The organism is Streptomyces sp. TAA486 (assembly GCF_000426165.1).
Genome location: NZ_AUEV01000021.1, coordinates 75916 through 100685, shown reverse-complemented (window position 1 = coordinate 100685; position 24770 = coordinate 75916). Strand labels below are relative to the sequence as shown.

Below are 24770 nucleotides of genomic sequence, written 5' to 3'. Positions count from 1 at the left end.
GCCGGCCCGTGCCGTACGTCCGTCCGCTCGTGTCCTGGTCATGTCCCGGCAGATTCCGGCCGCAGTCGCCGGGCGGACGCCGGCTCTCCGGTAGTGCGACCGTCACCCCGATCACCGGCCTTCGAGGCGGAAGAACGAGGAGACCGTGCGGAACATGATCCGCACGTCCTGCCACAGCGACCACGTCTCGATGTAGTGGTTGTCGAAGCGCGACCGGTCCTCGATGGAGGTGTTGCCGCGCAGTCCGTACACCTGGGCGAGGCCGGTGATGCCGACCGGCGAACGGTGCCGCTCGGCGTATCCCGGGAGGTCCTTGCTGAACTGCTCCACGAAGTAGGGGCGTTCGGGACGAGGCCCGACGAGGCTCATGTCTCCGCGCAGCACGTTCCACAGCTGCGGCAGCTCGTCCAGGGAGGTGCGGCGCAGCACCCGGCCGACGGTGCTCATCCGGTCGTCGCCCGCGACGCTCCACAGCGTCGCCGACTCCGTCTCGTTCTCGGGCCGCAGCGTGCGGAACTTCAGCAGCGTGAACGGGCCGCCCCCGAGCCCCACGCGCTCCTGCCGGAAGATGACCCCCGGCCCGTCCGAGATCCGTACGGCCAGGGCGCAGGCGGCCAGCAGCGGGGTGGCCATGACCAGCGCCGGAACGACCAGCGCAAGGTCGAGCAGCCGCTTGCGCCAGCTCCACCCGGAACCGGGGCACTCCAGGGACAGGCGCCTGCACGAGAACCCCCACACGTGCGAGGGGCCGGTGTCGTGCGTCCCGTGCACTCCGACGGCGCAGCCGGGCCGCACCAGCCAGCCGGCCACTCCGCGCTCGCCCAACGCCCTTGCCAGCAGGGCGTTCTGCGTCTCCTCCCAGGGGGAGCGCAGGAACACCACGTCCCGGACGGTGTTCTGGATGACTGCTCTCGTCACGTCCTCCAGCACCATGACCACGGGCAGCGGTGCGTCGTCGTCGCCGTCGTCGCTGTCCTCGCCCTCCGCTTCGCCGACGAGGTCGACGAACCCGACGGGCTGCAGCCCGTAGCGGGGGTGCTCGGCGAAGACGCCCGCGACCGTACGGGCGAGCCGCCCGCTGCCGACGATCAGCGCCGGACGCGGCCGGCGCCGTGCCTTGATCCGCCGGAAGCAGTGCACCAGGGCGCGCGCCGTGCCCGCCAGGGCGGCGTTCGCTGCGACGGCGGCGAGAAGGACGCCCCAGCTCAGTGCGGACGGACGGTCGAAGGACGCGAGGAGCGCGGCCGCCACGCACCAGGCCAGTGCCGCACGGGCGGTCAGCGCGGGAAGCTCGTCGAGCGCGTACGCCCTCAGTCCCGGCCGGTACAGGCCCGCCTGCGCGTTGAGCGCGAGCGCCCCGAAGACGACGGGCCCGAGCAGCAGGCTGTCCGCGTCGGCACCGCCGACTGCCGCGACGACGGAAGCGGAGGCGGCCGCGTCGGCGGCAGCCAGCGCCGCGGCTCCACGGTGCCGAAGTCGCAGGACGTTCCGCCGCTTGCGCAGGCGGCCCACGGGCGGGGGTACGGTCCGGTCGCCCGCCTGCTGCGGGGGCGGCACCACGACGCCACCGTCCGGCCCAGCCACCGAATCCGGACGGGTCGCGACGCGCGCGTTGCTGGACCTCTCGTCCGCGCCGTCCGTCGTCATTGTCCGGCCCGCCAACTGCCCCTGGGGGCCGGTACGTCGAGCAGTTCCCGGTACAGGCGCAGCACGGATTCCGCGGTCCGGCGCACGTCGAAGTCCGCCCGTACGTGCTTGCGTGCGGCCTCACCCATGAAGTCCCGCAGCTCCGGCTCGCCCAGCAGGCGCGTGACCGCGTCGGCCAGGGCCTGAGCGTCACCCGGCGGTACCAGGCACTGCTCCTGCTGACCCGGGGGCAGGCACTCCCGGGCGCCTCCTACATCGGTGACGACGACGGGACGCCCGCAGGCCATGGCCTCGAGCGGGGTGAGGGCCATGCCCTCCCAGCGGGACGGCAGCACCACCAGGTCGGCCGCCGCGTACCAGCGGTCGACCTTGTCGCTGGCGCCCGCGAAGAGCACCCTGTCCGGGGCGGCCGCTGTCAGCTCCTGGCGGTCGGGGCCGTCGCCGACAAGTACGAGCCAGGCGCCCGGCACGCGCTTGGCGATGGTGCCCCACGCGTCCAGCAGGATCCGCTGTCCCTTCTGGCGGCACAGCCGCCCCACGCAGACGACGAGCGGTGCCTGCGCCGGCACCTCGTTCAGCAGGGGCGACGCGGCACGTGCCTCGTCCCGTCCCTCGGTCTCGGTCTCGGGCACGCCGTTGTGCACGACGGCCCAGCGCGCCGTCACTCCGGCCCGCTCCCCGGTACGGCGTTCGGCCTCGCTCACGCACAGCACGCGGTCCGTCCAGCGCGCGGCCCGGCGCTCCCAGGCGCGGGCGAGCCGTGCCGTGATTCCTCCGACGGCTTCGAACGACCATGCGTGCGGCTGATACACGGTGGGGACCCTGCCGCGCAGGGCCAGCCGGGCTGCCAGCCCGGCCTTCGCGCTGTGGACGTGCACCACGTCGGGGTTCACGCGCCGGATCAGCCGGTACGCCCGCCGTGTCTCGGCGGCGACGTGGGGGCCGAGCTCTCGCTCGGCCGCCCACAGTTCCACTTCCGCACCCGCCGCCGCGGCCTGCCGGGAGAGGCTTCCGCCCTCCGGGCAGCCCACGACGACGCGTACGCCTTCCTTCGTCTGGGCCCCGACCAGATCGGTCACGACCCTGGCCACCCCGCCTTCGACCGGTTGTGCCAGATGAAGGACCGTGAGCCGGCCTCTTCGTTCTCTGCGCTGGGAAAGCACCCGAACGTCTCCTCAACGTCATTACCGGACGGACTTCTTCGCGGAATGGGGGAATCGCGCAATTCAGCGGCGGGCGTCGACCTGCGTGTAGAGAGCGCCGAGCAGGTAGTCGTCCTTGCCGGGTGTGAACCGGAAGAGGAGGCTGTTCCCGCCGGGGCGCAGCGCCTCCCGCGCGTCGAACCGGTCGGAGTCGTATCCGAGCGTGTTGCGGTGGGCGGGAACGCGTCCCGGTACCTCGCGCCCGCCGTTGGTGATCGTCGAGTTGAACGCGTCCGCCTTGGGGTTCGCCGAATTCGAGAGCGGCGTGCCCTTGCGCTTGTTGGCGGAAAGGAGGACGGAGTCTCCGGTGTTACCGCGGTCGCCGTCGTAGCCGACGACACCCACCGACCCCTTGGCGCCCGCGGCGAAACTCATCGGGCGCGTCGCGATCGACACTCCGTTGGAACGGCTGTGCGACCCCGCGAATCCGTCCCACACGCTCAGGTGCCGCACCGGCGACTTCTTGTCCTCGTACGCGACCACGAGCGTCCAGCCGCCCCAGGCACCCGCCTTGGACTTGCCCATGGCGACATTGAGCTGCGCCACCGTGTACGTGCCGGGGCCGCTGTTCCTCACCAGCTTCGTCACGTTCGCGGAGGCCTGGTAGGCGTCCGCTCCGTCCGCGCGGCGGTGCGTGCTGACCGTGTCGGCCTTCAGCCCGCGGTACGAGCCGCGGGGCTCGGCCACCAGAACCCGGCCGTTGTCCTTGGCGGGCTTGACCTCTCCGACGCGGAGATTGCCGCCCCAGTACAGGCGCGCGTACCTCACCTGGGAGTTCTCCGGCATACGCAGGGCAGCCCGTGTGGAGTTGTACGTGTTCGGGTCGCTGTCGACGTCGGAGTAGAACATGTTGTGTTCGTTGTTCCGGCCGGGTCCGCCCTTCTGCACCGAGCCGCAGGGAGCAGCGCTGCCCGCCGGTTTGCGGCATGTGATCGACGCGTTCGCGGCAGTCGCGATTCCGCCGTGGAACGTCGCGTGATAGCGCTCCTTGAGCGCCTGACGCGGTTCGGGTGCCGACTGGGATGTCGCCGGGGGCGACAGTGACACCGTCGCGGCCGCGCAGAACACCGCGCACCACAGTCCGCGCACCGCTGTTTTCCTCTTGTCCACCATGGATGCCTCCGCCTCCCGTCACGAAACAGAGAGACCTTTACAAAGGCGATCATCGAAATTCCGGCGGCGCGCCGGTCATCTTTACCTTTTCACTGACTAGCGGACACTCGGAGGTGCGTATGAGACCGAATGGGTCACGGGGAATCCCCGGCGAATACTCGGATATGGTCGGTCCCATGCCGCTCACGTTCGAACTCGACCCGCCCGTCAACGCTCAACTGCGGGACGAACTGTGCACGTTGTGGGCCGACGTGACCAACGCCGGAGGTGCCGTCGGCTTCGTGCCACCGGTTACACCGGAGGCGATACGCCAGGACCTCATGGCCCACCTCGTCTCCGTCGACGCCGGCCGCGCGCGGATGCTGATCGGCCGCGACGAGCAGGGCGCGGTCGGCGCCGGCGCGTTCCTCCTCCTCAACGCGCACCGGCTCAAGCGCCACTGGTGCTCCGTCTACACCGTGATGGTGCGTCCCTCGCTCCAGGGCATGGGCCACGGGCGGGACCTGATGTCCGCGATCGAGAAGACGGCCAGGGGAATGGACGACATCACCGCGCTGCGGCTGACCTGCCGCGGCGGTCTCGGCCTGGAGCGGTTCTACGAGGCCTGCGGATACCGCGAGGTCGGGCGCCTCCCGGACGCGATCAAGGTCTCGGACGGTGACCTCCGCGACGACGTCACGCTCTGGATGGACCTCGCATAGGTCACGGGTCTTCGGGAGCACCGTCGAGGGGAGCGGCGGTCGAGGGAAGGGGCCGGAGTGATCGTCTCCGGCGCTGTGTTTGACTGGACGGGGCCATCCGGTGGAGGCAGCGGCCGCACCGAGCCCCCCGGCGCCGGAGAAGGAACGGCGCACGTGTCACCCGAGAAGTCCGGAGAAGACCCTCGTGAGCAGCAAGTCGCACGCAACGCTCCGCTACACCGCCATGCGGGCCGGCGTCTTCGCCGGCTGCCTCCTCGTCGTCGCCGTTCTGGCGTACTCCGGGGTCATCCCCGAGGGCATCGGCAGGTCCAACCCGCTGTGGGTCGTGCTGCTCGCGCTCGTGGTCTCGGCCCCGCTCAGCTTCGTGCTGCTGCGCAAGCAGCGCGACGCCATGTCGGAGCAGCTCGTCAGTGGGGTGGACCGGGCCAAGGAACGGCTCTCGGCGAACCAGAGCCAGGAGGACGGCGTCGCGTAGAGCCGCGCCGCGCCCGCTCCCGGCGCTCGTCGTACGGGGCTGCGCCGCCTCATACAAGGCTTGTCACACGCTCTTAACAACCGCTGGGAATGGCGCCTCCAATGCGCGGCGTTGTGGGTGCTCGTAACGCCCCGGTGGAGTTCTTTCCGGGGCCCCCGAAGACCCATTTCCAGCGGGAGTCGACCGTGCCCTCGTCCTCAGAATCCTCCGGATCGCCGGAAATCACCTCAGGCGCCTCGGCCGGTGATTCCGCTCAGCCTCCGTCCTCGTCCCCGTCGTCGCGCGGACGGATACCCAGAGTCCCGTTCTGGGCCCAGATCCTGCTGGGGCTCCTCCTGGGCGTGCTGCTCGGCTGGGTCGCGCGCAGCGGCGACATCAGCTGGCTGGGGACGGCACTCACGAAGACCGGCGAGATATTCGTCCAGCTGCTGAAGCTGGCGGTCGCTCCGCTCGTCTTCTTCGCGATCATGGTCTCGATCACGAACCTGCGCAACGTGCACAACGCTGCGCGGCTCGCCACGCGGACCCTGCTGTGGTTCATGGCCACGTCGCTGATCGCCGTCGCCATCGGCCTCCTCATCGGCCTGCTCACGAACCCCGGTGCGGGCACGGGGCTCTCGGCCGACGACGCCGGGAAGCCCGAGGAGTCGGGTTCGTGGCTGGACTTCCTCACCGGGATCATCCCGACCGACATCATCACGCCGTTCACCGAACTGCAGGTGCTGCAGATCGTCTTCATGGCCGCGGTCGTGGGCGTCGCCGCCCTCAAGCTCGGCGAGAAGGCAGCACCGCTGCTGTCGGTGGGCGAGGCCGTGCTGGCGCTGCTGCAGAAGGCCCTGTGGTGGATCATCCGGCTCGCGCCGATCGGCACCGTCGGCCTCATCGGCACGGCGATCAAGGACTACGGCTGGGACCTCATCGGCAAGTACGCCACCTTCACCGCCGACATCTACATCGGTTGCGCCGTCGTCCTCTTCGGTGTGTATCCGCTGCTGCTGGCCACCGTCGCGAAGGTCAACCCCCTGCAGTTCTTCCGCGGTGCGTGGCCGGCGATCCAACTGGCCTTCGTCTCCCGGTCGTCCGTGGGCACCATGCCCCTCACGCAGAAGGTGACCGAACGGCTCGGCGTCCCCCGCGAGTACGCGTCCTTCGCGGTGCCCTTGGGCTCGACGACGAAGATGGACGGCTGCGCCTCGGTCTACCCGGCGATCGCGGCCATCTTCATCGGCGAGTTCTACGGCATCGAACTGGGCCTGCGCGAATACCTGTTGATCGTCTTCGTCTCCGTCATCGGCTCCGCGGCGACCGCGGGCCTCACGGGCGCCACGGTCATGCTCACCCTGACCCTCTCCACGCTGGGCCTTCCCCTCGCCGGCGTCGGCCTTCTCCTGGCGATCGACCCGATCCTGGACATGATGAGGACGGCGACGAACGTGGCGGGCCAAGCGGTGATGCCGGTGCTGGTCTCGGCGCGGGAGAAGATCCTGGACCGTGACAAGTACGCCGGTGCGCGCAGCATCGACCTGGACACCGTCGACCCGGAGCCGCAGCCGACGGCCGTGGCGGCGTAGCACCGTCCCGGCGTACGGCGCGTCAACTCCCCCGATCTCGCAGGAGCTCGGGGGAGTTGCCGCGTTCCGGTCCTTTCCGGAGCCGGCACGGCGTTGCGCCGAGGCGGGCGAGGTCTGCCGGGACCTCTCGAGACGTTCGACGGAGGATGCCAGGCGGTGCGGGAGCACCCTGGTGGCCCCTGCCTGCCCCAGCAGGTGATGCCGCCCCCCGCAAGGGCGTCGATGATGTCGTTCAGGGGAGCGCGCGTCGTCTCTCTCGCAGCCCAACCAGCCGACCCATCAGGCAGGTTGGAAAACGTTCGTGGTCTTGGGTGAGGATGGAGTTCATGAACGTACGGGGGCGTGGTGGGACTCTTTCCGCGGTAGTAGTCGGTTTCGTGGTGTGCGTGGCCGGATTGACGTGGGCCGCACATGAGGACGGCAGGGGCGGGCGGGCCGAAGAAGCCGCCGATCTCGCCGACCTGTGGGGCTTGCCCGTCGCTCTGGTAGGCGCGGTGCTTACGGCCTGGAGTTCTTGGGCGGCCTTACGTGCACTGCGGAACCAACGCACCGGAGAAGTGGTTGCCGACGATCTCGCGCGGTCCGTTGTCCGGGGTGAAGGAGCGCAGTACCGGCAGTTGCTGGGAAGCGGCCTGGCTGCTCCGGACGGCCGGGTGGATCTCGCCTTCACCGCAGTCGCGACCGGGGCGCGCGACACCCCGCCTGAAGGAACCCTCGAGGGAATCGTCGAGTACTACCGGAATCTGCGACCAGGACGGATGATCATCACCGGTAGCTCGTCCCCCGGATCGGACGGACCGGACGACGGGGATGCGGGGACGGGCAAGACCGTACTCGCACTGGCACTCCTCTTGGGCTTGTCCAAGGAACGTGCCTCGGGGGAACCGGTACCGGTACGGCTGGCTGCGGCTTCCTGGCCCGGCAGCGAAATGCGCAGCTGGCTGAAGGCACATCTCTCGGCCACGTACCGGCTCTCCAACCGTGATACGGCCCTTCTTGTCGACTCGAATCTTGTCCTGCCGGTCATCGACGGCTTGGACGAGATGGACATGGGCACCAGCCCTGGATATACATCCCGCGCCGGTAGGCTATTGCGCGCTGTCGAACGTTTCGAGGACGGCGGTGCCCACTGCCCGGTTGTCATCACGTGCCGCCACGCTCACTATCAGACCTTGGTCGACGCCGACGTACAGCCCAATGTCGTTGCGCATATTGCCCTGAACCGCGTGGATGCGTCTCGCGCCGGCGACTACCTTCGGCAGCGAGTTGCCGTCACGGAGAACGGCCGGGCTCGCTGGCAGCCGGTTCTCTCCGCTGTGGACGTGGTAGCCGAACGGGGTGCAGAGAACGTCAGTCCCTCCGCTGCGACGCTTGCGGGCATGCTGGATACGCCCTGGCGGCTCACTCTGGCCGTCACAGTCTTCGAGGAACGAGCCGCAGACGGCCGCTATTTACGTGATCCCGCCGATCTGCTTGCCTACGCGGCCGAAGGCCGGCTCTACAACTATCTCCTGGACCACTACATCGGTGCCGCGGTGGCGGCATCGCAGCACGGCACCGACGCTGTGGGGGCTCCGAATTCCAAGAGCGGGAAGCGATGGGATGCCGCTGCTACGAGGCGATACCTCGCGGTCCTGGCCGGTTATCTCAATGCAAATGCCGGTGGCGAAGACGGTCGGCCTCGCACCATCAGGGGCCGCATGCTCAGCAGCAGCGATTTGGTTCTCAACGAACTGTGGCCGCTGGCAGGCGCACGCTGGATTCAGTGGGTCGAGCGAGTATTGGTCGTGCTTCTCGCCTCGATGCTTCCTGCCATGTTGCTGATCGTTTTCCATGCGCCAGGGGACATGCCTGTCCTTCGCCCCTTTCTCCTTCTTCTTCTCATCCTTGCTCTACTCTCAGTCGTGCATCGTCCCACCTGGCCCGAGATGCGCCGGGTTGACTTTCGTGGGCTACGCACCCGGAGAGGCCAGCGTGCCGCTGTCATCGGATTCATCCTGTGCTATTTGCTCTGTGTGTTGATCCTTTATCCGCGCGGTCAGACTTGGTATGCGGTCTCCGCCTTCGGAGTTCCAAGTGGCCTTGTGGTAGGTCTTACGTTCGGGCTCGTGGTGGGCGGGGACGTCCCCGGGGCCGGTCCACGTAATCTTGTCCGCCGGGATCTGGTAACGGCGCTTGTCCCCGTTCTCTTGCTCCTGATCCTCTTTTCAGGCTTGATGGTGACCCTTCTCGTACTCGACTATCTATTCGGACGAGCGGGTTTCACTCCTGGAAACTGGATTCTGCTCTGGTTCCTGGGTCTGACCGGCTTGGCGGTTGCGTGCGGACTCTTCATGTTCAGCCTTCCGATCGGGGGCGGCGCCGGGGCGTTGCGATATGTGACCTTCCTCCTGTGTACCCGGGGCCGGTTGCCTTGGCGGCTGGGCCGCTTCCTCCATGCTTGCCATGAGTCCGGCATTTTGCGCGTAGCTGGGACTGCATGGCAGTTCCGCCACCGTGAACTCCAAGACCACCTCGCCCCGCCGTATCGCTGGTGAGCGTCTTCCAACCCCTTTGACGGGCAGACCGGTCGGGCCGGCAAGCAGAGGAAGCACGCTCCAAATGAGCACGGCATCATCGATGTCCGCGGCATGTCATGCGTGGGACGAGACCTCCGCGCGTCAGAGGGCGGATGTGAGCCAGTCGGTCAGGATCCGGTTGGTCTCCCGGGGGCGTTCCTGCTGGATGAAGTGGCCGCAGCCGTCGAGGATGTGCGAGGCGCGGAGGCCGGGCAGGGTGGTGGGGTACGCCATGATGGCGTCGGCCAGCCAGGAGGTGGAGGCATCCAGGCTGCCGCCGACGAACAGCGAGGGCTGGGTGATGGGGGCTCCGTCGAACCGGGCGAGGTCCTCCCAGTCCCGGTCCATGTTCCGGTAGCGGTTGAGTGCTCCGGCCATGCCCGTGCGTTCGAACTCCCCGGCGTAGACGTCAAGTTCGTGTTCGCTGAGCCAGGCCGGAGTCCGACCGGCAGGGAATCGGTCGCGCAGCATGCCGCCTCGGCTGACGAAGTGCGGGTCCGGGGCATCGGGTGCGGGCATGGTGTCGGCGGACAGGGCCGCGTAGAACCCCGCGAGCCAGCCGCGGACGTCGGGTTCGATCTCCGCTTCGGCACGGCCGGGTTGCTGGAAGTAGGAGACGTAGAACTCCTCCGTGCCGCCCATCTGCGTGAAGACGTCGCTGGGCCTGGGGCCGCCGGGCGGCGTGTAGGGCACGCTCAGCAACCCGACCGCGCGGAACACTTCGGGCCGGACGAGGGCGGAGGTCGCGGCGATGGTCGCTCCCCAGTCGTGCCCGACGATCGCCGCGGACTGCTCGCCCAGGGCCTCCACCACAGCGACGTTGTCCTCGACGAGGTCGAGCATCCGGTACGCGTCCACCGCCTCGGGCTTGGAGGAGCGCCCGTAGCCGCGGACGTCGATGGCCACCGCCCGGTAGCCGGCGGCGGCCAACACGGGCAGCTGATGACGCCAGGCATACCAGGATTCGGGGAACCCGTGCAGAAGCACGACGAGCGGCCCGTTGCCCTGTTCCACCAGGTGTGTTCGGCCGGCCGGCGAGGACACCAGACGGTGGGCACGGTCAGAGGCGGGTGTCTGGGACATGGATCGTCACTCCTGGGGCGCCGTGCGGGAGAGCCCGGGACGGACGAGCGGTCCGGACTCGGCTGAGGTTTCTGCCGCCAAGGGCAGTACCGGCATCATCCGGCGGACAGCGGGATGCACGCGAATTCCGTTGCCGATTCAGCAACACCCGCTGGACCGCCGTGGGCCGGCATCACCGCCCGGGGGGAGTGCCTGCCCGGTCGGTACGAGCGGATCCGGTACCTGCCGCGTTCCGCCCCACGACCCCTGGCACGGCTTCGACGACTTCGCGGAGTCCGCGCGGACCGTCGGCGCCGTCGCGGGAGTGGCCGGTGCTCGGCGCGCCGCACTGAAGGACACGCGGTTCCTGGCGGAGGCATCGACGGTGCCGTGTTCCCAGGCCCGGGACGTCGCCCTAGCATCGCCGGAGGCCCAACTCGACGGCGGAGGGCGGAACATGAGCATCAAGCGGGTCGGCACCGGAACGCACACCGTGCTGGTTCTGAACGGCTGGTTCGGTTCGTCGCGGTCGTGGCAGGCCCTGCTGCCGCACCTGGACCGGGAGGCGTTCAGCTACGTGTTCCTGGACTACCGCGGTTACGGCGACCGTCGCGGCGAGACGGGCCGTTACTCGGTTGCCGAGGCGGCGGCCGACGTGCTGTCCGCGGCCGACGACCTCGGCGTCGAGCGGTTCTCCTTGCTCGGTCACTCGATGGGCGGATCCGTCATGCAGCGGGTGTACGCCGACGTGCCGGACCGGGTGAGGGCGCTCGTCGGTGTCTCGCCGGTGCCCGCGAGCGGCGTGCCGTTCGACGAGCAGAGTCGGCAGTTGTTCGACGGCGCCGCCGACAGCGCCGGCAACCGCCGCGCGATCATCGACTTCACCACGGGGAACCGGCTCACCGGCACCTGGCTGGACGCCATGGTGCGGCATTCGCTGGAGCACTCGGACCGCGACGCGTTCGCCGCCTATCTGCCCGCCTGGGCGGACACCGACTTCCACACCGAGGTCAAGGGCAGGGACGTGCCGATCCAGGTGATCGCCGGGCAGCACGACCCGGCGCTGGGTGCCGAGACCATGCGGGCGACCTTCGGAGCCTGGTACCCGAACCTCGAGCTCGCGATCTTCCCCGACGCGGGGCATTACGCGATGGACGAGTCCCCGGTGGCCCTCGCCACCTGTGTCGAGCGCTTCCTCAGCAGGCACTGATGGCCTCGCCCACCGCGGTGCCCGATGTGTTCGACCCTCGCGTGTTCGCGCGCGGCATCCCGCACGACAGCTTCCGCCGCCTCCGCGACGAGGCACCCGTCTGCCGGCAGGACGAGCACGAGGTGGACGACTGGCCGGCCGGGCCCGGGTACTGGGCCGTCACCCGCTACCAGGACGTCCGTGAGGTGCTGCGCGACCCCGCCGTGTACTCGTCCTGGCTCGGCGCCACCCAGATCCGCGACCCCGCCCCCGACGACCTCGGCTTCATCCGGCGGATGATCCTCAACATGGACCCGCCCGAGCACAACGGCATCCGCCGCCTGGCCGCCGCCATCTTCACCCGGCGGCGGCTGGAGCAGTTCAGCGAGCAGATCACGGCACGCGCCGCCGCCCTGCTGGACGCGGTCGCCGGGCACGGGAGCTGCGACCTGCCCGTCGAGGTCACCGACGACTTCCCGCTCGCCAACCTCGCCGAGCTGCTCGGCGTCCCCGCATCCGACCGCAGTCTGCTGCTGAAGTGGACCAACCGCGTCATCGGCTATCAGGACCCCGAGCACGCCGAGGTCGTACGAGACGCGGACGGACGACCGGTCAACCCGCGCTCACCCGCGATGCTCCGCGACATGTTCGACTACGCGCACGAACTCGCCCGGCACAAGCGCCGACGCCCCGCGGACGACCTGATGACCGCGCTGGCCACCGCCACCGTCGAGGACGGCCGCCTGCTGACCGAGGAAGAACTGGCGATGTTCTTCTTCCTCGTCGTGATCGCCGGCAACGACACTGTGCGCAGCGCCCTGCCCGGCGGCGTCCTGGCCCTGCTGGAACACCCCGACGCCTACCGGTGGCTGCGCGCCGATCCCGCTCTCGTGCCGTCAGCCGTCGAGGAGATCCTGCGCTGGCACCCGCCCGTGCTCAGCTTCCGCCGCACAGTCACGCGGGACACCGAACTCGCCGGGCAGCGGATGGCGCGGGGGGAGAAGGTAGTGGTCTACCACGCCTCCGCACACTTCGACGAGCGCGCCTTTCCCGACCCGTACCGGTTCGACATCACCCGCACGCCCAACGACCACCTTGCCTTCGGCCAGGGCCCCCACATGTGCCTCGGCGCGCACTTCGGGCGCATGCAGATGCGGATCTTCTTCACGCAACTGCTCGCCCGCCTGCCGGAGTTGGAACTCGACGGGCCGCCGGTCCGCCTGAGCTCCAACTTCATCAACGGCATCACTCACCTGCCGGTGCGCTGGACACCGACCCACCCCGACTCCCGCCCACCGCTGACCGAATGAGGGGCGGCCGGCGGCACCATCCGGATTCCCCACCGGGCGGCAGGCGCGGCGCGGTCACGTGCAGCTCCCCCTGGCCTTTGGGCCGTTCATGCTGGAACTCACCCTTGAGAGGGGGCAACAGGCCGACCGGAGAATGAGGCGACCGTCCCCCGCGTCACGATCGAAACCCGCAGGAGGAGCACCCCTTGGCAGTGATGTTGTGCGGGTCCTTGGACACCAAGGCCCCTGAGTACGCATTCGTTCGCGACCTCGTCGTCGAGCGCGGGCTTGACGTCGTGCTCGTCGATACGGGAGTGCTGGGAGAGCCTGGTCTCGACGCCGACGTGACAGCCGCCGCTGTCGCCGAGGCTGCGGGGACGAGCCTGGAGGCGCTGAGGGCCCGGCAGGACCGAGGGCACGCGCTGGCGACGATGGCTGCCGGCGCCAAGGCCGTTGCCGATGACCTGTATGCGCGCGGCCGGCTCAGCGGCGTGCTGGCCCTCGGCGGCAGCGGCGGCTCCTCGATCGCTGCAACCGTCATGAAGTCGTTGCCCGTCGGTCTGCCGAAGCTGCTGGTCTCGACCATGGCTGCCGGCGACGTCTCCACCTACGTCGGCACCTCCGACGTCACGCTGATGTACAGCGTCGTCGATATCGCCGGCATCAACTCGATCTCCCGGCAGGTCCTCGCCAACGCGGCGGCAGCGGTCGCCGGGATGGGCGCCGCGTACGACGCCCGGCGAACTGCGGGCGCGGCGCCGCAGGACAAGCCACTCGTCGCGGCGACCATGTTCGGCGTTACGACGACCGCCGTGGAAACGGCGCGGCGGCGGCTCGAAGAACTGGGTTACGAGGTCCTGGTGTTCCACGCGACCGGCTCGGGCGGACGCACGATGGAGGCGCTCGTGGCCGAGGGCCATCTCTCGGGGGTGCTCGACCTGACCACGACGGAGATCGCGGACGAGGTCGGCGGCGGTGTGCTGTCCGCCGGTCCGGACCGGCTCACCGCCGCAGCGGTTGCCGGCGTGCCGCAGGTGGTCAGCCTCGGCGCAGTCGACATGGTGAACTTCGGGGCCCGGAGCACAGTGCCGGAGCAGTTCGAGGAACGCACACTGCTGGCCCACAACGAGGCGGTGACGCTGATGCGGACGAGCACGGCCGAGGCCGCCGAGATCGGTGGCGTGCTGGGCAGGAAGCTCGCCGCGTCGACCGGCCCGGCCGCATTGTTCGTACCGCGTGGCGGATTCTCCGCCCTCGACGCTCCAGGCGGGCCGTTCTGGGACCCGGAGGCGGACGCCGCGTGCGTCGGCGCCGTGCTCGAGGCGGTCGACGGCAGTGCCGTCGAGGTCGCCGACACCGAACGGCACGTCAACGACGCCGAGTTCGCAGAATCGGCCGCCGACCATCTGCACCGAATCATTCAGGGGAAGCTCCATGAATCGTGATCAGGCACTTGCCGCCTTCCGCAGCCAACTCGAGGAGGGGCGGCTGATCATCGGTGCGGGCGCCGGCACCGGGCTGTCCGCGAAGGCGGCCGAGGCAGGCGGCGTCGACCTGCTCATCGTCTACAACTCGGGGCGGTTTCGGATGGCCGGACGTGGTTCGCTGGCCGGCCTGCTGCCTTACGGCGATGCCAACGCGATCGTGCTGGAAATGGCCGGGGAGGTGCTGCCCGTCGTCGAATCCACACCCGTCCTCGCCGGCGTCTGCGGCACGGACCCCTTTCGACGGATGCCGTGGTTCCTCGACCAACTGCGCTCGATCGGGTTCACCGGGGTGCAGAACTTCCCGACCGTCGGGCTCATCGACGGCGTCTTCCGCGCCAACCTGGAAGAAACCGGCATGGGCTTCGACCTCGAGATCGAGATGATCAGGCTCGCTGCCGAGCGCGAAATGCTCACCGCGCCCTACGTGTTCGACGTGGAGCAAGCCACAGCCATGGCGCAGGCCGGCGCCGACATCATCGTCCCGCACCTCGGCCTGACGACCAAGGGCAGCATCGGCGCCAGGACAACGATCACTCTCGACCAGGCCGTCGACCGTATCCAGGAGATGCGCGACGCGGCAGTCGCCGTAGCGCCTCACATCCACGTGCTGTGCCACGGCGGGCCGCTCGCCGAGCCGGATGACGTGCGCTACGTCCTGGACCGGACACAGGGCATCACCGGCTTCTTCGGCGCTTCATCGATGGAACGGCTGCCCACGGAACGCGCCATCGCCGGCCAGCTTCGTGCGTTCAAGCAGCTTCCGGCCGCCGACTAGCGACGCCTCCACCCGCACAAAGGAGATTTCTCATGCGCCGAGACCCGAACACGCTCCCGACGATGGTCTTCGACTGGGGGTCGATCAAGTGGCACGTGACGCCGGACGCTGTTCCGGGTGCGTCATCGACTCTTGGTGAGGTCGTCATCAATCCCGACAAGGGCCACGACAGGCACGAACACCCCGACGCCGACGAGATCCTCTACGTCGTCGAAGGCGAGGGCAGGCAGACCGTCGGCGACGACCCGGAGTTCACGGTGCGTACGGGCGACGCCGTGTGGATCCCGAAGGGCACGCTGCACTCCACGTTCAACACCGGCTGGCGACCCCTTCGGCTGGTCGCGACGTACACGCCAGGCGGTGCCGAGAACGCGCTGCGCGGCCTCCCCGGTTTCGTCGAGCTGGCGCCGGGTCAGGTGCCGACGTGGGCGGTGGCGTCGGGGTGAGCACCAGTCCCACTGCGGCGGCCACGTAGCACCCGTGGCCGAGCAGCGGTGGCTGGTGTCCCCGGTCACCAGGGCAGGTGGGGCCGCGGGCGTTCAGCTCCCGCCTTCGGAACCTGCCTGCTCCACGGACATCTCGCCCAGTTTCGACCACCCCTCCTGGTCGATGTTCGCATTGATGATCAGGGGAGTCTCGGCGAGATGCGGGGGCAGTTCGCGCTGGGCGGCCTTGAAGTGCTCGGAACCGACGTGTGCGACGCCGGCTTCGTCGTCGCGGAATGCCTCGACCAGAACGTACTCCGTCGGGTCGTCGATGCTGCGGGACCAGTCGAACCACAAGCAGCCGGGCTCTGCGCGAGTCGCCTCGGTGAAGTCGCGGGCAATGTCGGGCCAGCGGTCCGCGTGCTGGGGCAGTACCCGGAACTTCGCCGTAATGAAGATCATGCTGCTCTCTCCCTTGCCTGCAGGTTGCCGGTGGGCCGCTGCCTGGGGACGGGTGCCGGCTGCCGGGCGACAAGAGAGCCGTGCTCCTCAGCCGGTCAACCGCACGAGTCAACATACATAGTGATGTGCGGCGACGAACGTGGCGGGCCAAGCGGTGATTCCGGTGCTGGTCTCGGCGCGGGAGCGGATCCTGGACGGTGACACGTACACCGGTACCCGCAGCGTCGACCTGGGGCCGAGGTCGAAACCGTGCCGGGCTTCGAGGACTTCCGCTCAGTCTTCGCGGCATCGGCGTGCGGGTCGTCGGCGAGGCTGTTCAGCAGTTCGGTGACCCCGGGGCTGGGCCACCGGGCGACCGCCCAGGCCAACTCCGCCCGTACGGCGGGATCAGGGTGGGAGGCGAGGCGGAACAGCTGGGCGAGCGGTCCGCGCCCGGCGCATACCGAACCTGGGTCGCAAGTTCCTTCGGAAGCGGCTGAAAATGGCCACCTGAGCCGAAAAAAGTAGCCATGTCACCCAACGGGTATCGGCCACTTCTGGGACGTGCACCCCTGACCTCGGTCATTCCACTTTCACTGGTTCTTCACATGAGGGCCTCGCTGGTTCGCAGTTCAGCCATGATTCCGTCAGCTGATCCTGCGTAGTCGAATAAGCGCCAGCTCACATCGCTGCATTGCCCGCGGTTCAAGCCCCGCTTACGGTAAGCGCTGCGACATGGGGTTCTGACCAAGCCGACCAGGTCATACGCAGCCGAACGCATCGGCGCGTGACCGCTGCCACGGGGGATCGGGAAGTGGACCTGCCATCAGACAGACGTGTTGATCACGATGAGTCTCACGTCTGCTGCGGAGGGATCAGCGCGCCGCCATGGGTGCGCGCCGCAGATCTGTCTCTTCTGACCGCCCGTGAGCGCGAAGTGCTCGTCGCGCTGGGCGACTGTCTGCCGAACTCCGTCATAGCCGGCCGTTGGCACGTGGCCGAGCGAACGGTCAAGAAGCATGTGGCCAGCGTGTTCACCAAACTGGAGATCTCCTCACGAGCGCAAGCGGCCGTGATTGCGAACTACCGGAAATGCATCGAACAGTGCCCCTGAGGACACTAGCGGCATCTGTCATGAGCATGGCATTTTTCATCGGGTCAACATCAACCGCAGAGGAGAAGAACTGTGTCTGCGTCAACTCTCGTACGGGAACCCGGGACCGCCGAGCCGGTGAAGGCGAAGTCCGCCGGTGCGGCCACGTCCGCGTCGATCGCTGCGTACGTGGCGGCCACCACGGCGCCCGAGCGTGCCCTCGCGTCGATCAGATCCAAGGTCGACAAGGGGCTTCTCCGCTACGACGCGTGGTTCCTGATCTTCACCGCTGTCATTCTCGGCCTGGGCGCCACCATCTACGCCGGCCTGGTCATCTGGTGCGTCGTCTACCAGGACAAGAGCTTCACCGGCAGCTGGTCCTTCAAGGACTTCGGTCTGAAGGTCAGCGCCGAATGCGTGTAGCTGCCTGACAGCTGATGCAAAAGGTGTCCAGGAAGCCCGGGCCGCATCCGGGCTTCCTGGACACCGCCTGGTAGACGGACTCGGTAAAGGATCCCGCGACAGTGTCTCTCCTGAATGTCAACGACGTCAGCTACTCCTACGACGGCATTGTCAACGTCCTGCTGGACGTTTCCTTCACGGTCGAGGAAGGCACCATCGTCGGTCTCGTCGGTCCCAACGGTTCCGGCAAGTCCACGCTGATCAAGAACATCTTCGACCTCGTCCGTCTTCAATCGGGATCCATCCGGATCGGCGGCCACGAGCACGCCCGGCCCGAGGCGAAGAAGCAGGCCATCTACCTTTCCAGCAACGACTACCTTCCCGAGTTCCTCACCGCCCGCGAGTACATCTCCATGATGGGCAAGCTGTTCGGCCTCGACGTCGACCACGGTGAAGCCCTGGGCCTGTTCCGCAAGTTCGCGATGGAAGGCCGCTACGACGACCTCATCGAGGACTACTCGCACGGCATGCGCAAGAAGACACAGCTGGTGTCCGCGCTCGTCGTCCGCCCGCCGCTGATCGTCATCGACGAGACCCTCAACGGCATCGACATCGAAGCGCTGCACCTCGCCGAAGGGGAGTTCAGGAAGGTCCGCGACGAGGGCCGCTCGGTCCTGTTGTGCACGCACGACTTCGCCGTGCTGGAGCGCCTGGCCGACAAGACCCTCTTCCTGGACCTGGGTTACGTGGTGCGTGACGAGCGGACGAAGGACCTGGTCGAAGAACACGGATCGGTCGCCGCCATGGTGTTCGACTACCTCGAAACGTCCGAGCGGTGACCGGCGTGCGGCTGAAGCATTCGGCTGTCCTGGCCAGGATGCTCTTCGTCTTCTTCCTCCGCCGGGTGCTGCGGGCCGGATTCCTGAGGGCCACCCCGGTCAGAGTCTTCGTCATGGTGGCGGCGGTTCTGCTCCTGGCTGCCATGTGCACGGCGTCCTACTACTTCCTGCGGCCCATGGCCGGCGAAGCAGCCGTGTGGAGGCTGCTGTTCGACACCGCGACGGTGTCCATCCTTCTGTGGGTGCAGATCGCCTTCCTCCTGGTGAAGGTGCTGTTCATCAACGCCGAAGGGATGCTCCGGCTCAGCTACCAGCTGCCCGTCACCAACCGGGAACGATCGGCGGCGTTCCTCCTCTACGAGGCGGCGATGACCGCCGTGGTCGCCGCCGCGGGCCTGGTCTCCCTCTCCGTGAGCGCGCTGATCATCCTGGGACCGTCCGCGAGCGGATACATCACCGCGTCGGTCGTTCTGCCCGTCGTCCTGGCCTACCTGGGCCTGTCCGTCCTCTACCAACTGCTGACCAGGCTCTGGATGGTGCTGGGCCTCAGCAGGATGGCGGGCATCCTCAACGTGCTGGCCCTGTTCTCGGTGCTCGCGTACTACTTCGGGCAGATGACGCCGATGATCGCGGATGCCTCCGGCGCGTACCTCAGCAAGCGGACCGAGTACACCTGGGTCACGACGGTGTCCTGGGCCTGGAACGAACACGGGCCCTGGCTGACGCTGGCGGCCGGGGCGGCATTGTCGGCCCTGCTCGTGGCCCTGGTCTTCGCGCTCGCCCCGAACCAGCACGTACGTCAGGCCCGATACCTGAAGCTTCCCGGAAGCGTGCGGCTGCGAGGCCTTCTCGGGCCTTACGACTGGTGCCTGCTGCGCAGCGCGCAGACCGTGGCCGCCGCCGCGATGGCGCTGGCCGTCTTCGCCTACCTGCTGCTGTCCGAACCCTCGGTGAACCCCCTGTGGGGCCTCGCCGCCCTGTCCTTCGGCGGCCTCTACCAGTTCACGGCCACACAGCAGTTGAGGGTGCTGCCGGGTGCGCAGGAGCCGGCCTGGCGGGTCTACGTGCGGCTCATCAGGGCGCAGCTGGTCCTGCTCGCCCTGTTCGCCGTGCCCACCTTCGCGATCACGGTTGCGCTCTTCCCGCACCTGTTCCCCTCCAGCGCGGTGGCACTGGCGTCCTGCGTGGGCGGAGCGGGGGTGACGACGTGCATCAGCATCGTGTTCCCGGCAGAGAAGGACAACCCGTTCTCGGTCTTCCTGGGGCTGTCTGTGTTCATCATCGTGCTGGGCCTGTCAGTGATCGGTCTGGGTCTGCTCAGCCTCCCGCCCTGGGCGGTGGTCGTCTGCCTTTCCGGGGGAGCCGTCGCGTTCGTCTGGTACGCGGTCCAAGGAATCCAAACAAGCGAGTCGAGGAGAAGGAATGATCAAGGCCATGTCGGTAGTGAAGTCCGCTCTAGGGGCCGCGCTGCTGACGCTGGTCACCGCAGTGGTGACCCTTCTCATCCTTATGTTCTCAACGGGCCCTGACCAGATCGTCGAACGGAAGGCGCTCTTCGGGTCGATGGTCTTCGAGACCGTGAAGAAGGACAACGGGGCGCTGGGCATCACCGCGGGCGTCGACAACCCGGTCCCGCTGGTCGTCCTGTTCTTCTTGCTCACCGCCTTTCTGACCATGACCGCGGCCATCTACCGGGGGTTGAAGCAGCGCCGTGAGCAGCTCCTCAACGAGTCGGGCAGATGACCTGAAGGTCCGCACCGTCGCCTGGGCAGTGGCCGCGCAGGTGTGGCCCCTGCTGGCGTTGGTCGGCGGCCTCCTGGCGGCGGCCCTGGCCTGGATGGTGCGCTCCGGGGACGCCGTACCGGCCACCATGGCTTGGGTGTTGCTGGTCAAACCGGCCGCCCTGGGCATGGTGGCCGCGTTCGCTCTGCACGAGTCGGCGCACGTCGTCGTCCTCAAGCGGATCCGCACGGTCACGCACATCGCGATCGAGCGCACGGCGTTGCGTACGTCGGTCGTCCCGGAAGGGACCTTGACCGCGCGGCAGGCGGCGGCGGTGGCCCTGGCCGGGCCGTGCGCCTGCGTCGCGGTGGGCGCCGCTCTGTGGCTCTCCGGTCTCGACCGGTCGTTGTCCTGGTGGTACCTCGCGCACATCGTGTTCCTCTTGCCGTTCTTCGGCGACGGCCGAGCCCTTTGGCACTGTCTCCGCGCTTCTTCGACGGGCTCGTCCACCCCGTGACCCAAGTGGTCTCGGCGCGGGAGAGGATCCTGGACGGTGACACGTACGCGAGTGCGCCGATGCCGCCGTCAGTGTGGATCCGACCAGCCACCGAGGAGACCAAGTGACCGCCGATGGCAATGTCCACCGCCGTGAGCGTTATGCGATGGCGCTGTACGCGACGCTCGGATTCTCCGCCGAGCGTCACCCCTGGGCGACCCTGGCCCCTGCCAGGCGGGAGGTCTGGTACAGGCGGGCCGACGCTGCCATGGCCCTGGCGGACGAGGAGATCGCGGAAGCCGTGCGCGCTTCGGAGTGAACCTCCGTCGTGTCCTCGGAGTGCCTCTTCTCCAGGCGATCGGGACGGTCGGCCGGCCCTCGCCGAAAGGGGGTTCCGGTTGAGCGGGGTCGGTAGCCGCCTTCAGCCCGACCGGTCGGGACGCCATGTGCGGAAGCACGGAATCCGGCGTGGCGGACGCCGCTCGGACTCCGGTTGCCGCCCCGGCAGGCGTACCCGCGAAACACCGGAATTTGGGTGTGTCGCGGGTACGCCGGTTCTCAACGGCTGGACTCCACTGCGGACTTGATGCGCTTGCCGAAGTCGTCCGCCTCCTTGCGGGCCGCCTTCAGCGCGGCGCCGACGATCAGCTTGCCGGGCCCGTGTCCCGTCAAGGTGTTGAACAACCGCACCCGCGTCCTGCCGTCGCCGGCGGGTTCCAGGTCGTAACCGCCCTCGCCCGTGACCAGGTTCTTCGACGTCTCCGTCCATCGGATGCTGCGGGGCGGTTCGAATTCGGTGATCCGGAACTCCCTGTGGGTCTTTATCCCGGCGTCCTTGACCGTGCTCCGGTAGACGGTATCGACGCCTGCCGGACCGTCCGTCGTCTTCGCGATCTTCAGGACCCGGGGACTGAACTTCGGGTCGTTCTCACCATCCGCGAGGAAGGAGAAGACCTCCTCGACCGGCCGGTCGATCTCCGTGATCACTTCGAACTGTCCTGCCATCAGATCTCCACTCGTCGAGTCCGGGAGAGGGAAGGGGGATAGCCGGTTCGTCAGTCGCGTGAGGGCTCCGCGTCACCGGCCGGCATGTGCCCGGAAAGGCTAGCCGCGGGGTGTGACACCGACCCGAGGCTCGTGGTGTGGGGCGTGACCGGCGGTCGGCGGGTCGAATGTGGAAGGACGCCCGATTGGGTCGAGTCGGCGCCGGGCAGGCGCCGACGTGGGCGGTGGCTTCCGGCGGGTGAGCGCAAAGCCCGCCAGAGCTTCAGCCTGTGACCGTGGCGGCCTGGTCGTCCTGCGGGAGAGCCCTCCGGGTGGGTACGCAGGTACCCCGGCCGGTCTCCCCTCGCGCTGGCCCCAGTCGATGGTGCCGTCTCGGGGATGGCAAGCACGGAAGCGGTGTGGGCCCCTGACCTGACGGGCCCACACCCTTCGTGTCGTCAGAAGCGGTCAGGCAGTCCCGGGATGCGCCGCGGCGCCGACGGCGGGTGTTCGTTCGCGTCGCGGTCCTTCTTGTTCGCCGCCTTGCAGGTGACGTCCTTGGCCGGAAGCTTCCCGGTGCTCAAGTAGGCGTTGACCGCACGGTTCGCGCAGGCCTTCGGGTCGCTGTCGTACACGCCGTGCCCCTCGCCGCCTCGGACGTACACCATGCGTGAACCCTTCAGGGCCTGGTGCATGCCGCGACCGCTGGCCAGGGGAGTCTGCGAGTCCCACTGGTTCTGGACGGTGAGTGTGCCCACGCCGTTGTCCACGTCGGTGACGGGCTCGGCGGGCTTGTTCCAGAACGCGCAGGGCGTGATGTTGGAGCCGAAGTCGCCGTAGAGCGGGTATTTGGCCTTGTCGCGGATCGCGTCACGGCGGTACTGCTCGGGGTCCCGTGGCCAGGCCGACGTGTCGCCGCAGACGACGGACCAGAACGACGCGGTCATGTTGTCGGTGATCTCATTCGCGGCCGCGGAGCCGCGTGCTTCCGGCCCGCCGCCGGCCGCCTTCTTCAGACTGGCGACCACGGTGGCCGCCTCCTTGGGGCTGAAGAACTGGCTTCGCAGCATGGAGCGGATCTCGTCGCCGTTGAGCTTGTCGTCCTCGTAAGGGATCGGCTTCTGGTCGGCCCGGGCGATGAGTGCCCAGAAGGTCTTCCGGACCTCGGCGGAGGTCTTGCCGAGCTTGTAGGTGCTGTGGCGCCCGGCGGTCCACCTGGTCCACCGGGTGAACGCCGGTTCGGTGCCCGATGCCCATATCTGGATCATGCCCCGCCAGACCCGGGCCGGGTCGACCGCGCTGTCCAGTACGAAGCGGTGCGACCGCTCGGGGAACATCTGCGTGTAGACGGCGCCCAGATACGTTCCGTAGGAGATGCCCAGGTAGGAGATCTTCTTCTCGCCCAGCACGCCGCGGATCACGTCCATGTCGCGGGCCGTGTTGCGGGTGGTGATGTGCGGGAGCTTGTCGCCGTTCTTCTCACGGCACTTCTTCGCGACGCTGCGTGCCCACTTGACGTCACTGTTGAACGTCTCGGGCTTGTACGGGCGTTCAAAGTTCTGCTCGGCGGCCGAGAGGTCACAGGTGACGGGGCTGCTCTTGCCGACGCCGCGCGGGTCGAAGCCGATGAGGTCGTACTGATCGCGAACCTTCTTGGGCAGCGATTCCTGCATGTAGAGGGGCATGCTGAGGCCTTCGCCGCCGGGACCCCCGGGGTTGAACAGCATCACGCCGTGCCGCTTGCCGGGAACGCCGGTCTTGATACGGGAGATGGCCAGCTTGATCTTCTTGCCGGTGGGACGGTCGTAGTCGAGCGGAACCTTGATCGTGGCGCACTGGTACTTGGCGGGCATCTCGGGGTCGCAGCGGTGCCACGAAGGTCTCTGGCTCTCGAACTGTCTGAGTGGTTCCGCCGCGGCCACCTCCGTCGGAGCGAGTCCGGGAACAAACGCCGCGGTGACCCCCACAACGAGCAAGGGTGGTGCTATGCGTCGTATTCGCACGACAGCCGTTCCTTTCCTTACAGCTTTCAGGTGGGAATGACTCTGTCGTGCGGAGGAGTTGGAACGAATCCATCTACGAGCCGGGTTTCGTACGACCTGGGAGGGAGAGGGGTTGGGACCTGCGCAGGAGGCAGGGGGAGTGAAACAGCTGGGCCAGGGCAGCCTGGCCTGCCACACCCGGCGCCGTACTCCAACTACTCCAACTGGTCTTCGTCGGCTGCAAGTTGGCAGTTGGCCTCCTGGCTGCTTCCCGGCGATGCGACGGCTATGGGTGTTCTCCCCCAGACCCTTCCGCCCGGGTGGTGTCCCCGTCGGAGGGTGTGGCGAGCAGTGCGTTGAGGCGCTGCAGGACGTCGAGTTGTGCGGGGTTGTACAGGTCTCTGAGGGCCTTCCCCATGGTCTCCTTGGCGAATGCCTCGCCGTGAGGAGCGTCCGCTGCCGGTGCGCGCAGGTCCGGGTACTCGTCGAACATCTCCCGGGTGGAGGGCACCATGCGCTCGGCGATGTCCTGGCGGGTGTGCTCGTCGGCGTCGGCGGGCAGCGTGTCGAACTCCTTGCTCACGGGGTCGTGGGACTGGTTCCGCATCATGTCCGCCCAGGCCTGCCGGGGGGCCGGCCCGAGGACTCGCGTCATCACCGTGAACAGAGACCGCGGGCTGCTGGCCGAACCCGAGCGGCGCGCCAACGCTGACCGGCCTGAAGGTGCGCGCCGCCTCCGGCGGTCCGCTGCCTGACCCCATGCTCCAGAGCGCCCACGACACGGTCGCCAAGCGAGTGCGGGGCGTTCAAGGACTCCTCGCGGAGATCGGCACGGGGTTGCGCGAGCCCGTCCTCCAACGACTCGTCGAGCGAGGCATGGTGCGCCGCGAAAGCAGGAAGTGGCTGGGGGTGTTCACCGCGACATCGATGAGGGTCGCGGACGCGAGGCACAAGAAGGGCCTGGTCAAGAAGGTGCGCGCCGTGCTGGTGGACAACGTCGAGCCGGATGCCCGTACAGCGGCGCTGGTGGGGCTGCTCTCCGTGAGCGGGACCCTGACGAGCCTGCACCGCTCCATCCCGTGGTCGGGCAAGGTCTACAAGCGTGCGAAGGAGCTGGAGCAGGTCAGCTGGGGCGCGGAAGCGGTGAACACTGCCGTGATGCGAACCATGGCAGCGATCTCCGCGGGAACCGCCGCCGCTGTCACCACCACCACATAGGCCACACCAGTCGATGCGTACGTGGACCGCACGTCGGCTACCGGCACCGCTCCCAGATGACGCGCACCTTGCCCAGGCGGTGTCCGCGTCGAGTACCGA

General features: G+C 68.3%; 25 protein-coding genes. 17 read left to right on the top strand and 8 right to left on the bottom strand.

Annotation, left to right across the window (positions count from 1 at the left end; translation table 11 throughout):
• Nucleotides 1–111: 111 nt before the first annotated feature.
• The 3 genes from I004_RS0126245 to I004_RS0126235 form a co-directional block, all read right to left on the bottom strand.
• Nucleotides 112–1647, bottom strand: coding sequence for an exopolysaccharide biosynthesis polyprenyl glycosylphosphotransferase (locus I004_RS0126245; protein ID WP_028437938.1), 1536 nt, complete (start codon nt 1645–1647; stop codon nt 112–114).
• Nucleotides 1644–2810, bottom strand: coding sequence for a glycosyltransferase family 4 protein (locus tag I004_RS36145; RefSeq protein ID WP_051345453.1), 1167 nt, complete (start codon nt 2808–2810; stop codon nt 1644–1646). Before I004_RS36145 ends, I004_RS0126245 begins: the two co-directional genes overlap by 4 nt.
• 63 nt (nt 2811–2873) lie before the next feature.
• Nucleotides 2874–3962: a DUF3344 domain-containing protein gene (locus I004_RS0126235; protein WP_106965443.1), complete on the bottom strand. Its 1089-nt coding sequence runs from the start codon at nt 3960–3962 to the stop codon at nt 2874–2876.
• A 176-nt stretch (nt 3963–4138) separates the two neighbouring features.
• On the opposite strand from I004_RS0126235, the gene I004_RS0126230 reads away from it, so the two are divergent.
• The 4 genes from I004_RS0126230 to I004_RS0126215 all read left to right on the top strand — a co-directional run bounded on the left by I004_RS0126230 (nt 4139) and on the right by I004_RS0126215 (nt 9246).
• Nucleotides 4139–4663: a GNAT family N-acetyltransferase gene (locus tag I004_RS0126230; RefSeq protein ID WP_028437936.1), complete on the top strand. Its 525-nt coding sequence runs from the start codon at nt 4139–4141 to the stop codon at nt 4661–4663.
• 184 nt (nt 4664–4847) lie between these two features.
• Nucleotides 4848–5138: a DUF4229 domain-containing protein gene (locus tag I004_RS0126225; RefSeq protein WP_028437935.1), complete on the top strand. Its 291-nt coding sequence runs from the start codon at nt 4848–4850 to the stop codon at nt 5136–5138.
• Between the two features lie 185 nt (nt 5139–5323).
• A complete protein-coding gene (locus tag I004_RS0126220) occupies nt 5324–6709 on the top strand; it encodes a dicarboxylate/amino acid:cation symporter (RefSeq protein WP_486580349.1) in 1386 nt (461 codons plus the stop codon).
• A 386-nt stretch (nt 6710–7095) separates the two neighbouring features.
• Entirely contained in the window at nt 7096–9246 is a 2151-nt protein-coding gene (locus I004_RS0126215) for a hypothetical protein (protein WP_158677106.1), read from the top strand.
• A gap of 123 nt (nt 9247–9369) precedes the next feature.
• Here I004_RS0126215 and I004_RS0126210 read toward each other — a convergent pair whose 3' ends face one another.
• Nucleotides 9370–10350, bottom strand: coding sequence for an alpha/beta hydrolase (locus tag I004_RS0126210; protein WP_028437932.1), 981 nt, complete (start codon nt 10348–10350; stop codon nt 9370–9372).
• Between the two features lie 436 nt (nt 10351–10786).
• Between I004_RS0126210 and I004_RS0126205 the strand changes: the two genes are divergently transcribed.
• The 5 genes from I004_RS0126205 (at nt 10787) to I004_RS0126185 (ending at nt 15515) form a co-directional block, all read left to right on the top strand.
• Nucleotides 10787–11539 carry an alpha/beta fold hydrolase gene (locus tag I004_RS0126205; RefSeq protein WP_037977908.1) on the top strand — a complete coding sequence of 251 codons (753 nt, stop codon included), beginning with the start codon at nt 10787–10789 and terminating at the stop codon, nt 11537–11539.
• Entirely contained in the window at nt 11539–12828 is a 1290-nt protein-coding gene (locus tag I004_RS36140) for a cytochrome P450 (protein WP_051345452.1), read from the top strand. The genes I004_RS0126205 and I004_RS36140 overlap by 1 nt, the downstream gene beginning before the upstream one ends.
• Nucleotides 12829–13022: 194 nt before the next feature.
• Complete coding sequence (locus I004_RS0126195) at nt 13023–14252, top strand: Tm-1-like ATP-binding domain-containing protein (protein WP_028437930.1); 1230 nt, start codon at nt 13023–13025, stop codon at nt 14250–14252.
• On the top strand, nt 14242–15069 hold the full coding sequence (locus tag I004_RS0126190) for a phosphoenolpyruvate hydrolase family protein (RefSeq protein WP_028437929.1): 828 nt from the start codon (nt 14242–14244) through the stop codon (nt 15067–15069). Before I004_RS0126195 ends, I004_RS0126190 begins: the two co-directional genes overlap by 11 nt.
• Before the next feature lie 32 nt (nt 15070–15101).
• Complete coding sequence (locus I004_RS0126185; RefSeq protein WP_028437928.1) at nt 15102–15515, top strand: cupin domain-containing protein; 414 nt, start codon at nt 15102–15104, stop codon at nt 15513–15515.
• A gap of 93 nt (nt 15516–15608) precedes the next feature.
• On the opposite strand, the gene I004_RS0126180 is transcribed toward I004_RS0126185, so the two are convergent.
• Nucleotides 15609–15956, bottom strand: coding sequence for a putative quinol monooxygenase (locus tag I004_RS0126180; protein WP_028437927.1), 348 nt, complete (start codon nt 15954–15956; stop codon nt 15609–15611).
• A 766-nt stretch (nt 15957–16722) separates the two neighbouring features.
• Here I004_RS0126180 and I004_RS38535 point away from each other — a divergent pair.
• The 7 genes from I004_RS38535 (at nt 16723) to I004_RS0126145 (ending at nt 20806) form a co-directional block, all read left to right on the top strand.
• On the top strand, nt 16723–17049 hold the full coding sequence (locus I004_RS38535) for a helix-turn-helix domain-containing protein (protein WP_486580344.1): 327 nt from the start codon (nt 16723–16725) through the stop codon (nt 17047–17049).
• Between the two features lie 72 nt (nt 17050–17121).
• Nucleotides 17122–17451 carry a hypothetical protein gene (locus I004_RS39950; RefSeq protein WP_199779464.1) on the top strand — a complete coding sequence of 110 codons (330 nt, stop codon included), beginning with the start codon at nt 17122–17124 and terminating at the stop codon, nt 17449–17451.
• Nucleotides 17452–17552: 101 nt separating this feature from the next.
• Nucleotides 17553–18269: an ABC transporter ATP-binding protein gene (locus I004_RS0126165; RefSeq protein WP_028437925.1), complete on the top strand. Its 717-nt coding sequence runs from the start codon at nt 17553–17555 to the stop codon at nt 18267–18269.
• A gap of 5 nt (nt 18270–18274) precedes the next feature.
• Nucleotides 18275–19798 (top strand): hypothetical protein, encoded by a 1524-nt coding sequence (locus I004_RS0126160; RefSeq protein WP_158677105.1) that lies wholly within the window; start codon nt 18275–18277, stop codon nt 19796–19798.
• Complete coding sequence (locus I004_RS0126155; protein ID WP_028437923.1) at nt 19779–20012, top strand: hypothetical protein; 234 nt, start codon at nt 19779–19781, stop codon at nt 20010–20012. The genes I004_RS0126160 and I004_RS0126155 overlap by 20 nt, the downstream gene beginning before the upstream one ends.
• Entirely contained in the window at nt 19981–20508 is a 528-nt protein-coding gene (locus I004_RS37715; RefSeq protein ID WP_158677104.1) for a hypothetical protein, read from the top strand. Before I004_RS0126155 ends, I004_RS37715 begins: the two co-directional genes overlap by 32 nt.
• Before the next feature lie 103 nt (nt 20509–20611).
• Nucleotides 20612–20806 (top strand): hypothetical protein, encoded by a 195-nt coding sequence (locus tag I004_RS0126145; protein ID WP_028437922.1) that lies wholly within the window; start codon nt 20612–20614, stop codon nt 20804–20806.
• A gap of 239 nt (nt 20807–21045) precedes the next feature.
• Here the strand turns inward: I004_RS0126145 and I004_RS0126140 are convergent, their stop codons facing one another.
• The 3 genes from I004_RS0126140 to I004_RS36125 form a co-directional block, all read right to left on the bottom strand.
• Complete coding sequence (locus I004_RS0126140) at nt 21046–21492, bottom strand: SRPBCC family protein (RefSeq protein WP_028437921.1); 447 nt, start codon at nt 21490–21492, stop codon at nt 21046–21048.
• Nucleotides 21493–21929: 437 nt separating this feature from the next.
• Nucleotides 21930–23324, bottom strand: a complete 1395-nt coding sequence (locus I004_RS0126135; RefSeq protein ID WP_486580340.1) for an alpha/beta hydrolase — start codon at nt 23322–23324, stop codon at nt 21930–21932.
• Nucleotides 23325–23739: 415 nt separating this feature from the next.
• Entirely contained in the window at nt 23740–24108 is a 369-nt protein-coding gene (locus I004_RS36125) for a hypothetical protein (protein WP_158677103.1), read from the bottom strand.
• Nucleotides 24109–24176: 68 nt separating this feature from the next.
• Here I004_RS36125 and I004_RS36120 point away from each other — a divergent pair, with 68 nt between their 5' ends.
• The gene (locus I004_RS36120) at nt 24177–24671 is read left to right on the top strand and encodes a GOLPH3/VPS74 family protein (protein WP_486580338.1); all 495 of its coding nucleotides are present in this window, start codon (nt 24177–24179) and stop codon (nt 24669–24671) included.
• Nucleotides 24672–24770: the final 99 nt, after the last annotated feature.